We start from the raw sequence: 14,031 nt of genomic DNA, 5'->3' as shown, positions 1-14,031 counted from the left end.
TCATGCCTCCGCTTCGATCTGCTCAATCGTGCACTTTAGGACGCGCACTACCTGTTCCAGTTGCCGCATGTCATCCTTGTTGAGGGCCTTCAGCGGCGGGCGCGGCGGACCGGCGACGAAGCCGTTCATCTCGCAGCCGTATTTAATGCACTGGATGAATTTGCCGCCCTGTTCGAGGACACGCATGAGCGGCATCATCGCCGACATGATCCGCCTGCCTTTCGCAAAATTGCCCTCGACGACACAAGCGTTGTAAAGGGCGATGTGTTCCTCCGGCAGGAAGTTGGAGCCGCCGCAGACCCAGCTGCGCGCACCCCAGGCGAAGAACTCCAGCGCCTGGTCATCCATGCCGCAGGACATCTGGATGTGCGGATAGTCGCGGGCAAGCAGGTGAACGCGATTGATGTCGCCTGAGCTTTCCTTGACCGCGTAAAAATTCCGACTGCGGCCGACCCGGTCGAGGAACTCCTCACCCATATTGATGCCCATGCGGCCGGGATAGTTGTAGAGCATGATTGGCAGATTGGCCGCCCGGTCGATGGCGAGCGCATGCAACGCATTTTCCCGCTCCGTTGGAACCGAGTAGGGCGGAGACCCAACAAGAATAGCGGCGGCACCGATCTTTGCCGCCGTCTCCGCCATCGTGATGGAGTCTTCCAGGCGGATGGCAACGGTGCCGACGACAAGCGGAACGCGGTCTCCGATGACGTCCTTTGCGTATTTCGCCATCTCCACGCGCTCGTCCATCGACTGCGCGTAATACTCCCCGGTCGAGCCACCGTTGATGAGGCCGTGAACACCGGATGCAATCAGGTGCTCGATCATTCGTGCGAACGCCTCCCGATCGACCGAACCGTCGTCGCGATGGGGTGTTATGACGGGCGTATAGATGCCGTCAAAATTCATGGAATCCTCCTAACCTACGCTGTTGGGTACACGACCGAGGGGCGCAAAGATGCTTCCCGGCGTGACGAAGCTCTCGATCTGGACCCGCGAAAGCTCCCAATGCGCGATCGCGAGATCCGCGCAGCCGTCAGCGTCCCCCGCCTCGATGAGTGCGATGAATTCATCGTGCTGGTCGGCTGCGGTTGCACGCTGATCGGCCATCTCCGTGTTCCGCGGGCTGTAGAAGATCATGCCGATCCGGGTGTGGTCGATGAGCAGGCGCCGGAGGCTCGGCATCAGGAATTCGTTGTCCGCCATTTCCCCCATGATCGAGTGGAAACGCTCATTGGTCAGGGCCCGCTGCTCACCATCGCCGTCCCGAATGGCGGCGCGAAAGAGAAGCTGCGCGTCCTTGAGCCGCATGATCTGAGTTCGGGTTGCGTTCTGCGCGGCTAGGCGCCCAACGGCGGCGTAGACCATCGGCGCAACGATGAAGAAGTTGCGCAGCGTCTTGTGGGTCATCGGAGAGACCTGCGTGCCGCGGTTCTCATGCAGCACCACATATCCTTCCCCGGCCAGTTGGCGTAGCACTTCACGCAGCGGCGGCCGTGAGATCCCGTATTCTTCTGCCAAGTCCACCTCGTCGAGATAGATCCCGGGCTCGAGCACTTCCGTCAGGATCCGCCTCTTTAGATCTTCCAAGCACTTCAATTTATTACGTTTTGCGTCGCCGCTCATAGTGCTTCCTCGCTGTTTATGTGCCGCAACCTTATTTGATTATCTTTGTAGCGTAGCAGAAGACATATTGTCTACATTGAAAATATATGTTGTAAAAAGAAAAACGAAAAGCCGAACAGGGGAAAGTGAATGGCCAATCATCAGGACCCAGTGATCCGCTGCGAAGGGATCTGGAAGGTTTTCGGTGTCAACCCGAAGGGGGCCATCCGCGCCATTCACGAGGACGGCCTCACGAAAAAGGACATTCGCGAGAAGCTCGACTGCGTCGTGGGCGTGCGCGACGCGACGTTCTCAGTCGCGAAGGGCGAAATCTTCTGCATCATGGGCCTGTCGGGATCCGGCAAGTCGACGTTGATCCGGCACATAAACCGGCTCATCGAGCCGACGCAGGGCGCCGTCTACATCGAGGGACGCAATGTCAACGAGATGGGCGCCAAAGAGCTGCGCGCGGTTCGCGCCGAGAAGATCGGCATGGTCTTCCAGAGCATGGCATTGATGCCGCACCGGAATGTCCGCGACAACGTTGCCTTCGCGCTCGAGGTGCGAGGCATGCCGGAGGAAAAACGCCACAAGATTGCCGGCGAGGCCATTGAAGCTGTGGAACTCACGGGCTGGGACCTCAAATACCCTGACGAACTTTCGGGAGGCATGCAGCAGCGCGTCGGCCTTGCCCGCGCAATTGCCGCCAATCCCTCGATCCTCTTGATGGACGAGCCGTTTTCCGCCCTCGATCCGCTGATCCGGCATCAATTGCAGGGCACGTTCATGCAACTCTCGTCAGAGCTCCACAAGACGACCGTCTTCATCACGCACGATCTCGATGAAGCAATCCGGATCGGAGACCGTATCGCGATCATGAAGGATGGCGTTCTGGTGCAGGTCGGCACGCCGGAGGAGATCGTGACGAATCCCGCGGACGATTACGTCGCCGATTTCGTGGGCGGCATCTCCAAGCTCGATCTCGTCACCGCGGCGAAGGTTATGCAGCCGCTCGAGCAATATCGCCAGGCCCACCCGGATCATGAGATGTCGAACTGGCCTGTCGCCCGGCCGGACGACAAGCTCAATGCGCTGGTGGACCTCTCGATCGGCACTAATGACCCCGTCTTGGTAAAGGACGCCGAGATGGTTGTCGGCGTCGTCACGAAGGATGCCTTGCTGAGGGGTATCCAGGGACGGGGTGAAGCCAATTCCACTGAGCGGGGAACATACTGATGGCCGATGAAAAGAGCTTCAACTGGCTTAATCCGTTCGAGAGCATCGACCTCGGTATCGCCGAACACTCTGATGGCATCAAGCAATGGGCTATCGAGCACCGCGAAGCGATCCAGCCCTTCAAGTTCTTCTTCGACAGCTTGATCCAGAGCATCGAGCGGGCATTTCTCGCCGTGCCTCCCCTCATCATGCTGCTTACCATCGTGCTGATCGCCTGGCAGGCGGCCGGCCGGCGCACCGCCGTCTATGTCGCCGCCGCGCTTGCGGTCCTCGGGCTGCTGTCGCCGGAGGCATGGCCGCTGGCGATGACGACTCTGGCGATCGTGGTCGCGGCCGTCATCCTTGCCGTGATCATAGGATTGCCGCTGGGGATCCTCGCCGGCAAGAGCGACCGGTTCGAGGCCGTGCTCCGGCCGATCCTCGATACGATGCAGACGATCCCCGCTTTCGTCTATCTCGTCCCGGTCGTGATGCTGTTGGGTATCGGCAATGTCGCCGGCGTCATCGTTACGATCGTTTTCGCGCTTGCGCCACTTATCCGTCTCACGTCGCTCGGCATTCGCTCGGTCAATCAGAGCGTGGTCGAAGCTGCCCGGGCATTCGGCGCCACGCCTTGGCAGATCATGTTCAAGGTGGAACTGCCGATGGCGACGCCGACGATTTTCGCCGGCCTCAATCAGACAATCATGCTGTCGCTGTCGATGGTGGTCATCGCCTCGATGATCTCGGTCCGCGGTCTCGGCAACGAAGTCTTGCGCGCCATGGGCCGGCTCGATGCCGGCAAGGCGATCGTCGGCGGCCTCGGCATTGTGATGCTGGCCATCGTACTCGACCGCATCACCCAGGGCCTCGGTCGCTCGGGCCGCGAGAAAGGACACAGAAATTGGTGGCGGACTGGCCCGATCGGCCTCGTCGCGCAACTGATAGACCGGAAGAAATAAGTCGTCATCGGGAACTAACATCAATTGGGAGTAAGAAAATGAAACGACTGTTGACTGCAGGGGCATTCGCGCTGGCACTCATGGTTCAGCCGGTGCTTGCCAATGACAAGCCGGGTGAGGGCGTCACCGTGCGCCCGATGCTGCCCACCCAGATCGAGGAGTTTTTCCAGCATCGGATTCTGTTCCGTGCGCTCGAGGATCTTGGCTACAAAATCGCGCAGCCGAATGAGGCGGAATACCAGACCATTCACGTGGCGATCGGCTCAGGTGACGCCGATTTCACGGCGGTCAGCTGGGAGACATTGCACAAGGGCTTTTTCGATGAAGCTGGCGGCGAAAAGGTGATGAGCAGGGTCGGTACCTATATCGAAGGTGCTCTCCAGGGTTACCTGATCGACAAGGCGACCTACGACTCAGGCGTCCAGGATCTGAGCCAGCTCAAGGATCCGGCCATTGCCGCGAAGTTCGATTCTGATGGCGACGGCAAGGCGGATCTGGCAGGCTGTATCCCGGGATGGGGCTGCGAACGCGTTATCGAGCATGAGCTCGACGAGTACAAGCTGCGCGATACGGTGACGCACAACCAGGGTTCCTATCAGGCGATGATGGCCGACACGATCGCCCGCTTTAAGACTGGAAAGCCTGTGCTCTACTACACTTGGACACCCTATTGGGTTTCCGGGGTTCTCGTTCCCGGCAAGGATGTGGAATGGCTAAGCGTTCCCTATACCTCGCTCCCTGACGGCGCGAAGCTGAATACCGAGTTCAATGGGAAGAACCTGGGCTTTGCCGTCGATAACATCGGCGTGGTCGCCTGCAATGACTTCCTTGCCGCAAATCCGGCAGCCAAGAAGCTGTTCGAGGTCGCGAAGCTCAACATCAACGACATCTCTGCTGAAAACAAGCTGATCACCGATGGCGAGAAGACGTCCGCCGATATCGACCGCCATGTCGATACCTGGATCAAGGCAAACCAGGCAACCTACGACAGCTGGCTGGCAGCAGCCCGCGACGCAGCGAAGTGATCTCACGAGCGGGGCGTCTTCCGGCGTCCCGCAAATTGCCGGGTGTCATTCATGAGTCAATCATCTGACTTCGTTTTTCTCCTGGTCGAGGAATTTTCGCATCTGGCTTTCGCCTGCGCGCTGGAGCCGTTGCGGATTGCCAACCTCGTTTCCGGTCGTGAGCTTTATCGTTGGCAACTGGCGTCCGTGGATGGCCAGTCCGCCGCCTGCTCGAACCAGGCGGTCACCCTCGTCAACCGCGGGCTGACGCCGCTGGAGCGGGGCGAGAAACTGTTCGTCGTTTCCGGTATCAACGTGCAACATCACGTCACCCAGCCGCTCCTGAACTATCTTCGTTCGGAGCGGGCGAGGGGCGTTTCGATCGGCGCCATCTGCTCCGGCGCCTACGTCCTGGCGGAGGCTGGGTTCCTCGACGGACGTCGCGCCGCGGTTCATTGGGAATACCATGATCTCTTCGCGGAGATTTATCCCGACGTGAACCTCACGAAATCGGTCTTCGTCGCCGACGAAAAGTTCGTCACGGCGTCGGGCGGTGCGGCCGTGGCGGATCTGATGCTCCATATCATCTCCCGTGACCACGGCAGCGACCTTGCCGCCGCGGTGGCAGATCAGATGGTCTATACCGGGGTGCGCGAGGCAAGCGCGACCCAGAGGGTTTCGGCCCGCTCGCGCTACGGTATCCGCAACAGCCGCCTCGGCCAGGCGATCCGGTTGATTGAGGAGAATCTGGAGACGCCGCTTTCCAGCTTCGAGCTTGCGAAAAACCTCGGCATTTCCACCCGTCAGCTTGAACGGCTATTCGGCCGATACCTGAACATCACGCCGAAGCGCTACATTCTAGAAGCGCGCCTGCAGCGGGCGCGAAACCTCATCGTGCAGTCCGAGCAGGCGATCACTGAGATCGCCATGGCCTGCGGCTTCACGTCGACATCGCATTTCTCACGGGTTTACCGTGATCACTTCGGCAAATCGCCGGTCAACCAACGATCCATTTTCACCTAGGAAACTGGAAGGAACTAATGGGACGGTTTGGTGGAAAGGCGGCGCTTGTAACGGGTGCCGCCGGCGCAATCGGCGCCGCGGTGGTGCGCCAGCTTCGCGCCGAAGGCGCGATTTTCGCCGTCGTGGACAAGGGACGTTTGCCGCGCCTGGAGGTTACTCGTGCGTCGCCGGAGACCTGCGCAAGGCCGAAGGTCAGCGACAGCCCGCGTTCGAGGCGCTCGGCGGGCTCGACATCTTTGTTAACAACGCATCGCGGAGCCAAAGGACATTGTGGATGTCTCATGTTCTCGCCTCGGACGCCGCGCGCTACATGTGCGGTTCGCTGGTCGAGGCCAACGGAGGAAAGCGGGTAGGATGACCCGGTTTGATGGAAAGGTTGCTCTAGTGATGGGCGGGCGGACGCATCGGGCAAGCGATCGCCCCGCAGACTCCGCGGTGAAGGAGCGCACGTGTTCACGGCGCGACGAGGTGACGACCGGGAATTCGAAGGTGTTGCCGCCGATCTCGCCATGCCGGCAAGCGCGGCCACGGCAGCGGAGGCGGTGGGTCATGCCGGACGGCTCGACGTTCTCGTCAACAATGTAGGCGCCGCGTCGGGCGAGCTGGCAGGCCGAAGCGGTGGCGAGCCTCGTCGCCTGGGTGACCTCGAACGAAGCCTCCCTCGTCACGGGCCAGGTTAGGACCGCCGACGGCGGGCGGACGGCGAAGCTCAGCTTTCCGTCGGCGTGCGAAGTAGATCAAACGCGAAAAAGGGTATCTCAGATGTCGAATGAAAGCCCGGGAAGGGGAAGTGGCCCTTCGTCAGCGCCAGCCAAAAGCCCATCGGCGCGGCTGAGAATCGGGTTTGTCCTGTCTCGGGCGTTCACGCTGTCGGCCTTCGCATTGTTCGTCGACACCCTCCGGCTTGCAAGCGACCAACTCGACCGGTCTGGGCGCGTCCTCGCCGACTGGCAGGTGCTCGGCAGCACCAGACACCTGATCACGTCGAGTTGCGGCGTCCAGGTCGCTCCGACGTCCGACTTCGTTGATCCCGGCCGTTTCGATTACATTGCCGTTATCGGCGGGCTTCTCAGTGTCAAGGAACCGGTTGACCAAGAAACGATCCGCTTCCTGAAAGAGGCTGCTTCAAAAAAGGTCCCATTGATCGGACTTTGCACCGGATCTTTCATCCTCGCGGAAGCAGGCTTGATGAAGGAACACCAGAGCTGCGTCAGCTGGCTTCACTACCACGAGTTTCGCGAACGCTTTCCCGATCACGAAGTCCGGCCGGACCGGCTATTCAATCTGGACCGCAAGCGCGGTTCTTGCGCCGGAGGTAGCAGCGCTGCCGACATCGCGGCCGCCTTGGTGAGGCGGCACATCAGTGCGGATGCCGAGCGCAACGCGCTGGAAGTGCTCCAGATCGAAAAGGCACGATCGCAGTTCGACATCCAGACGCGCCAGCCGCTGCGCGACTATGTGAGCGACCGTCGGGTCGCCGCCGTTCTGATCAATATGGAGCAGCATCTCGAAGGTGGGATGACGATCGAGGAGCTTGCCGCCTCGGTGGGGCTCTCAAGGCGCCAGCTTGAGCGGTTGTTCACTGAAAAGACGCAGATGTCTCCCGCTCTGGCCTTCCGGCGTCTTCGCCTGGATCGTGCAAGGCAGATCCTGATGACGAGTAAGAAGCCCATCATCGAGGTCGCGCTCGATGTTGGTTTCGTCAACACGTCGCATTTTACAAAGGAGTTCAGGCGGGCCTACGGGCGAACTCCGGCGGAAGTCAGAGATTCAGCCGCAAGCGAGCGAAAGGTATCGATCATCCAATGAGTGTGCATCGACGCGGCCCGGAATTGCTTGAGTCAGCGGGAGCACTGTCCCCCCCGTCAGGCGCTTTTTACAAGCCAATCCGCGAACAGCCGCGCCTTTGCCGTTGCACGCGGGTGAATCCTCAGATGAAAGGGAACGGGTGAGGGGATGCTCTCCTGCACGAGCTTCACCAGCCGTCCTTCGTCTAGGAGGCTTCCGATGAGCCCGTCCCACCCAAGCACTGCCCCGACATCATCTTGAGCCGCCTGAAGCGCGATCATGTAGTTGTTGACGTAGAAGCTGCGGCCCTTCGGTGCGGGCCATCCGAATGCGGCAAACCAATCATGCCAGCTGGTCCAGCCGGTCTCCTTGCTGCTGGAATGGATCAAGGGTGCTTTGAGAAGATCCTCGAGCCGCGCGATGCTGTGCTCGGCGGCAAAGCGTCTCGTACCCAGCGCCACGATGTGGTCCTGAAAGAGTTTCCGGCACTCTACGCCGTTCTCCTGCGGGTTACCGTAGTGAACGGTCAGATCGCATCGGCCGGTCATTCCGGGCACGTCACTGACGACCTGTGACACGGTGATGGCAGGATGAATCTTCCAGAAGGCCGAAATCTTCGGTGTCAGCCATAATGAACTGAATGCCGTGGTCGCGCCGATGGTCACGTCGACGGTCTCCGGCCGCTCGCGGATCTGGGTAATGGTCTCCGAGATCGTCTCGAAGCCGCGTTGAACCACCACGAAGAGGAGCGCTCCCTTCTCGGTCAGCTCGACACCGCGGTGGTGGCGCAGGAACAGGCTGCATTTCAGGTCCATCTCCAGCGCCTTGATCTGGTGGCTGACGGCCGCCGGCGTCACGTTCAACTCTTGAGCGGCTTTCTTGAAGCTCGCGTTTCGCGCCGCCGCCTCGAAGCAGACGAGGGCGGTCATCGAAGAGAATTCATAGGGGCGTTGCATCGGGGACCCGCACGGTATGCTTCGGTCTGAGTTGGCAGGCGTAAGATTACTTCACCTAATTCGAAGTGAATTTTAATGCTATTGCCACGTGGGGCTGTTGGCAAGAATAATTGATCTGAATTGAACCCCCTTGCTCGCGGGAATCACCCATGACAGCCAACCGGACTTCCATTCATCAGTTTCTTGCCCGCCGTGTCCCGGGGTGCAGCCTGGAACAGCCCTTCTATACGTCGTCCGAGGTCTACGAGCTCGACCTGCAGCACCTCTTCTATAGGGAATGGCTCTTTGCCGTCCCGGCCTGTCAGCTTGCCAAGACGGGCAGCTATGTCACCTTGCGCGTGGGCGCTTATGAAGTCGTCATCGTCCGTGGCCGCGACGGTGAGATCCGTGCTTTTCACAATTCCTGTCGCCACCGCGGGTCGTTGATCTGCAAGGCGCGCCAGGGGCAGGTGGCAAAGCTCGTCTGTCCCTATCACCAATGGACCTATGAGCTTGACGGCAAATTGATCTGGGCGAACGATATGGGTCCCGATTTCGATGCGTCGAAATACGGCCTGAAACCCGTCAACCTGCGCAATCTCGACGGCCTGATCTATATCTGTCTTTCCGATACGCCGCCGGATTTCCAAACATTCGCACAGCTGGCGCGCCCATACCTGGAGGTTCACGACCTCAAGGATGCCAAGGTCGCGTTCACCTCTACGATCATCGAGAAAGGTAATTGGAAGCTGGTCTGGGAGAACAACCGCGAGTGCTATCATTGCAGCAGCAACCATCCGGCACTCTGCCGCTCCTTCCCGCTCGACCCGGAAGTTGCCGGTGTTCAGGCCGATGGCGGAGTATCTAAGAAGCTGCAGGCGCATTTCGACCGTTGCGAAGCCGCCGGCACACCGGCGCAATTCGTCCTTGCTGGCGACGGTCAGTATCGCCTCGCACGTATGCCACTGCAGGAAAAGGCGTTGAGCTATACGATGGACGGCAAGGCCGCTGTTTCCCGGCATCTGGGCCGGGTTGCCCCGCCGGATGCCGGCACGCTCCTGATGTTCCACTATCCGTCGACGTGGAACCACTTCCTGCCGGATCACTCACTCACCTTCAGGGTTATGCCGATCAGTCCGACCGAAACCGAGGTCACGACGACCTGGCTCGTACACAAGGATGCGGTCGAAGGAGTCGACTACGACCTCAAGCGCCTGACGGAGGTCTGGATCGCCACCAATGACGAAGATCGCGAGATCGTCGAAACGAACCAGCAAGGGATCCTCTCTCCGGCTTACGTGCCCGGTCCCTATTCACCGGGTCAGGAAAGCGGCGTCATGCAGTTCGTCGACTGGTATGCGGCCTGGCTGGAGCGCGCCCTTGCGCCGCGTCAAGTGGCTGCGGAGTGAGCAGATGACCCAGTTCAAGCAGCTCAGTTTCTGGAGTGATGCCGAGCCGCTTGAATGCGTCACGCGCACGCCGGAAGCTCCCAATGTGGTGACCTTCAGCTTTCAAAGTCCTTCCGGGGCGCTGTTCAACCATGATCCGGGGCAGTTCGTCACTCTGGAACTGCGCGCGCCGGGGGGACCGCTCTATCGCACCTATACCATCTCTTCTGCACCCTCGCGGCCAACCGCACTGACGATCACGGTCAAAGCGCAGGACGGGTCCACCGGCACACGCTGGATGCTGGACAATCTGCATAAGGGCATGCGCATCAGGGCTATCGGGCCGGCGGGAAAATTCTCGATCGTGCATCACCCGGCTGATAAATACCTGTTCATCTCGGCCGGCTCGGGCATCACCCCGATGGTGGCGATGACCACCTGGCTCTACGATTCCGGACGCGAGCCGGACATTGTCTTCATCAATTGCGCGCGCCGACCCTCGGAGATCATTCTGCGCGACAGCATGGAACTCATGGCGTCGCGCATCGTCGGCATCGACCTGAAATGGGTGGTCGAAGAGCCAGACCCGTTCCGGCCCTGGACCGGCTACCGGGGCATGTTCAATCAGATCATGCTCGGCCTGATGGCGCAGGATTATCTCGAGCGCGAAGTGTTCTGCTGCGGTCCGGAGCCCTTTATGCGGGCCGTCCGCGAGGCGCTTGCCGGACTTGGCTACGATATGAGCCGCTACCATCAGGAGAGCTTCACGGCGGAGCCGGGGCATGCCGAAGACGTCCCCGAGGATGTGATCCCCGATGAGCAGAACCATGCCGAGATCGCCTTCGCCCTCTCCGGCGTCACGACCAGATGCAGCGAGACGGACACGATACTGGCGGCGGCAAAGGCTGCAGGGCTGGTGATCCCGTCGGGCTGCTCGATGGGGATCTGCGGCACGTGCAAGGTGCGCAAGACAGAAGGCCAGGTCCATATGGTGCACAATGGCGGCATCACGGATGAGGACGTGGACGAAGGATTCATCCTCGCTTGCTGCTCCAAGCCCCTGGGCCGTGTAGCGGTCGAAGCATAGGCAAGGCGGCCCCTAAAATAGATTGGGTTGGAGCGGCGTTCCAAACGAGACGGATGTCTCATGCGTGCCAGCGCCAAATGCCATTGCGGCTGCGTGACATACGAGGCTCTCGATGCCGACGAAGTGTCGGTCTGCGATTGCAAGGACTGCCAGAAATTGACAGCTCGGACTACTGCGGAGATTTTCGCATCCAAATCGTCGCCGTCACCCGGCAAACACGAGCGGCTGCAGAGGGCTTTCCGCGCTTGTGGGTTCATGGCCTTGGGGCATGAGGTTGAGGACCGCCTGCGCTGGGCCCGCGTCAATTATGCTTCTCAATCAGTGCGCGGCTTACCGGCGCGCGGTGAGAAGCATCAGCCAGGGATTTCCAGCACGATCTTGCCGACGACCGATTTCGACAGGAACTCCTGCTGGGCCTTGGCAAGCTCCTCCAGCGGATAGGTCTTCGCCACGATGGGACGGACTTCCCCACGCTCGATATAGGAGACGAGGTTTTCGAAGACTATGTCCTCCTGGAAAGTGCAGCCGAAGAAGGTCAGGTCCTTCAGGTAAAGGGTACGAACATCGAGTTCGACAAGTGGGCCCGCGATCGCGCCAGCAACAGCATAACGGCCACCCTTCTTGAGAACATTCAGCAAAGCCGGAAAGCCTGGGCCAGCCGCAACATCGATCGCGACATCCACCGTCTCCTTGCCAAGCTTGGCGACCAGGTCTTCGTCACGCACAACGACCCGATCCGCGCCGAGGTCCAGCAGCAGCTGTGCTTTCTCACGTCCTGCAATCGCAGTCACAAAGGCACCGCGCCGCTTGGCCAGTTGGACGGCTGCGGAGCCGACACCGCCAGAAGCGCCGGTAATAACGACATGCTCTCCAGCCTGTACGCTCGCCCGATGCAGCAGTCCTTCAGCCGTGGAATAGGCACAAGGCATGGTCGCGAGTTCATTATCGCTCCAGTCGCAATCGACCTTGAACGTCTCACGCGACGGTGCCTTGGTGTACTGGGCGAAGCCGCCGTCGCATTCCGAGCCGAATGTCCAGCATTCAAAGGGCCGGTAATTAACATAGGTGCGGAGAAGGTTTCGGACGATGACCCGCTCGCCAATGCGATCAGGACTTACGCCGTCGCCGACGGCCGCGATACGGCCACAGCAATCAGCACCCTGAATGCGCGGAAACACAAGCGGAACGCCTGACCAGCTTGCGTCATCATCCTGGGCAGAATCAAAGCCCTGTCTCGCACCGGAATCGGTCCCGCTTCTAACCGCCTTCGAATACCAGCCGATGCGGGTGTTGATATCCGTATTGTTGACGCTTGCGGCAGAAACGCGGATCAGCACTTCGCCGGCTGCAGGTGTCGGTACCGGGAGGTCGGTGCGGAATTCTAGCTTGTCAAAACCACCATGGCCAACCAGAACCACGCCCTTCATAGTGGTGGGAATTTCGGATTTGCTGCTGAGTGCACCCGCTTTACCAAGCTTATTCATTTCACCAATATCCCTGCTTTGAGTTCGTTCAAGACGATGGAGGTGTTCACTGTTGCCGGTAAGCCGTTCAGGGCAGGCTGAGCTTTGCCATGCGACCGCCATCGACGGTCCAGACCTGACCGGTGACGAAGCTCGCTTCCGGCGAGGCAAGCCAGGCGACAAGCGCTGCGACCTCTTCTGGTTTGCCGGTGCGGCCAACCGGATGGATACGGTCGATCTCGCGGCGGAAGGCCGCCGGATCCGGCATGCTCTCGATGAAATCTACGTTCAGGTCCGTGTCGATCCAGCCGGGTGCGACCGCATTGCAGCGGACACCCTCGGGCCCGTGATCGATTGCAACAGCGCGGGTCAATCCGTGCAGGCCCGCCTTCGACGCGCAATAAGCCGCATGCTTCGGGTTCGATCCCAGCCCCTCGATTGAGCCGATATTGACGATGGCGCCTTTGGACGCCTTCAGATGCGGCATCGCAGCCTTGATCAGCATGAAGGGAGTAGTGAGGTTGACGGCGATGTTCCGCTCCCAGTCGGCAAGCGACATGTCCTCGACCAGCGCTTCCTGCATCATGCCGGCATTGTTGACGAGCACATCAAGCCGCCGGGCGGTGGCCACCACAGCTTCCATGGTCCTTCCGGCGGAACCCGGATCGGCGAAATCCGCCGGAATGCCCTCGAATTCCACGTCCTCCCCGCGCTGGGCGGTGAACACGCGGGCCCCTTCGTCCCGGAGCCTCGAGGCGATCGCCCGGCCGATGCCAGAACGGCCACCCGTGACCAGCGCAACCTTACCTTCGAACCGCATTAGGCCACCGCCTTTCCACCGTTAACCTCAACTAGTGAGCCGCACATGTAGCGCGCGGCATCGGAAGCAAGGAAGAGCACGACATCCGCGATATCTTCCGGCTCGGCGATGCGGCCGAGCGGTACGGTCTTGCCGAGTTCGGCAACCGCCGTATCCGGATCAAAGCCGCGCTTGATGAAGCCGGTGCGCAGCATAGGCGTATTGACCTCATTCGGGCAGACGGCATTGATGCGAATGTTCTGGTGCGCGTGGTCAATGCCCATGCACTGGGTCAGCGAGGCAATTGCCGCCTTAGTCATGCAATAAACCGCATGGTTCGGGCCGGGACGAAGGCCCCAACAGGAAGCGGTGTTGACGATTGCGCCGCCGCCGCGCGCGGCAAGCAGCGGAATTGCGGCGCGGCTGATCCGGAAAGGTGCCTGGACGTTGACACCCACAGAGAGATCCCAGTCGGCATCGATCGTTTCGGTCACCTTGCCGCGGGTGATCACGCCGGCATTGTTGATGACGATGTCGAGCCCGCCGAGCGCGTCAAAGGCCGCCTGGGGCAAGCCGTCGGCATAGGATGACTCCAGCAGGTTGCCGGGCAAGTGGGCATCAGCCTCGACGCCAGATACGTCGCGGTCGGCCGCGGCCACTCGGGCTCCCTCGGCTCGAAGCTGCTTCACGATGGCAGCGCCGATGCCACCGGCAGCTCCGGTTACAAGAGCGATCTTCTCAGAAAATCTCATTTTCTACACTCGA

At 60.4% G+C, this 14,031-nt stretch carries 14 protein-coding genes; 8 read left to right on the top strand and 6 right to left on the bottom strand.

Features of this window, described 5'->3' with window-relative positions:
* Together M1D43_RS32155 and M1D43_RS32150 are read right to left on the bottom strand one after the other, a co-directional pair.
* A complete protein-coding gene (locus tag M1D43_RS32155; protein ID WP_498815111.1) occupies window positions 1-906 on the bottom strand; it encodes a dihydrodipicolinate synthase family protein in 906 nt (301 codons plus the stop codon).
* A gap of 9 nt (window positions 907-915) precedes the next feature.
* A complete protein-coding gene (locus M1D43_RS32150) occupies window positions 916-1,623 on the bottom strand; it encodes a GntR family transcriptional regulator (protein ID WP_498815110.1) in 708 nt (235 codons plus the stop codon).
* A gap of 129 nt (window positions 1,624-1,752) precedes the next feature.
* Here M1D43_RS32150 and M1D43_RS32145 point away from each other — a divergent pair, with 129 nt between their 5' ends.
* The 6 genes from M1D43_RS32145 (at window position 1,753) to M1D43_RS32120 (ending at window position 7,615) form a co-directional block, all read left to right on the top strand.
* Window positions 1,753-2,838: a quaternary amine ABC transporter ATP-binding protein gene (locus tag M1D43_RS32145; protein WP_498815108.1), complete on the top strand. Its 1,086-nt coding sequence runs from the start codon at window positions 1,753-1,755 to the stop codon at window positions 2,836-2,838.
* Window positions 2,838-3,779 carry an ABC transporter permease gene (locus M1D43_RS32140; protein WP_498815107.1) on the top strand — a complete coding sequence of 314 codons (942 nt, stop codon included), beginning with the start codon at window positions 2,838-2,840 and terminating at the stop codon, window positions 3,777-3,779. The genes M1D43_RS32145 and M1D43_RS32140 overlap by 1 nt, the downstream gene beginning before the upstream one ends.
* Before the next feature lie 38 nt (window positions 3,780-3,817).
* On the top strand, window positions 3,818-4,804 hold the full coding sequence (gene proX / locus M1D43_RS32135; protein ID WP_498815106.1) for a glycine betaine/L-proline ABC transporter substrate-binding protein ProX: 987 nt from the start codon (window positions 3,818-3,820) through the stop codon (window positions 4,802-4,804).
* A gap of 51 nt (window positions 4,805-4,855) precedes the next feature.
* Window positions 4,856-5,806: a GlxA family transcriptional regulator gene (locus tag M1D43_RS32130; RefSeq protein ID WP_498815104.1), complete on the top strand. Its 951-nt coding sequence runs from the start codon at window positions 4,856-4,858 to the stop codon at window positions 5,804-5,806.
* Window positions 5,807-6,255: 449 nt separating this feature from the next.
* On the top strand, window positions 6,256-6,486 hold the full coding sequence (locus tag M1D43_RS32125; RefSeq protein WP_498815103.1) for a hypothetical protein: 231 nt from the start codon (window positions 6,256-6,258) through the stop codon (window positions 6,484-6,486).
* 82 nt (window positions 6,487-6,568) lie between these two features.
* A complete protein-coding gene (locus tag M1D43_RS32120) occupies window positions 6,569-7,615 on the top strand; it encodes a GlxA family transcriptional regulator (protein WP_498815102.1) in 1,047 nt (348 codons plus the stop codon).
* A 56-nt stretch (window positions 7,616-7,671) separates the two neighbouring features.
* On the opposite strand, the gene M1D43_RS32115 is transcribed toward M1D43_RS32120, so the two are convergent.
* A complete protein-coding gene (locus M1D43_RS32115; RefSeq protein WP_498815100.1) occupies window positions 7,672-8,550 on the bottom strand; it encodes a LysR family transcriptional regulator in 879 nt (292 codons plus the stop codon).
* 149 nt (window positions 8,551-8,699) lie between these two features.
* On the opposite strand from M1D43_RS32115, the gene M1D43_RS32110 reads away from it, so the two are divergent.
* Window positions 8,700-9,938, top strand: coding sequence for an aromatic ring-hydroxylating oxygenase subunit alpha (locus M1D43_RS32110; RefSeq protein WP_498815099.1), 1,239 nt, complete (start codon window positions 8,700-8,702; stop codon window positions 9,936-9,938).
* Between the two features lie 4 nt (window positions 9,939-9,942).
* Entirely contained in the window at window positions 9,943-11,004 is a 1,062-nt protein-coding gene (stc4, locus tag M1D43_RS32105) for a stachydrine N-demethylase reductase subunit Stc4 (protein WP_498815098.1), read from the top strand.
* A 353-nt stretch (window positions 11,005-11,357) separates the two neighbouring features.
* Here the strand turns inward: stc4 and M1D43_RS32100 are convergent, their stop codons facing one another.
* The 3 genes from M1D43_RS32100 to M1D43_RS32090 form a co-directional block, all read right to left on the bottom strand.
* Complete coding sequence (locus M1D43_RS32100; protein ID WP_498815213.1) at window positions 11,358-12,488, bottom strand: alcohol dehydrogenase family protein; 1,131 nt, start codon at window positions 12,486-12,488, stop codon at window positions 11,358-11,360.
* Between the two features lie 67 nt (window positions 12,489-12,555).
* Entirely contained in the window at window positions 12,556-13,287 is a 732-nt protein-coding gene (locus tag M1D43_RS32095) for an SDR family NAD(P)-dependent oxidoreductase (protein ID WP_498815097.1), read from the bottom strand.
* Window positions 13,287-14,018, bottom strand: a complete 732-nt coding sequence (locus tag M1D43_RS32090; RefSeq protein WP_498815096.1) for an SDR family NAD(P)-dependent oxidoreductase — start codon at window positions 14,016-14,018, stop codon at window positions 13,287-13,289. Before M1D43_RS32090 ends, M1D43_RS32095 begins: the two co-directional genes overlap by 1 nt.
* Between the last annotated feature and the right edge of the window lie 13 nt (window positions 14,019-14,031).

The organism is Ensifer sp. R1-3 (assembly GCF_056739175.1).
The sequence above is the reverse complement of the archived record's forward strand: the minus strand, read 5'-3'. Positions and strand labels throughout refer to the sequence as shown.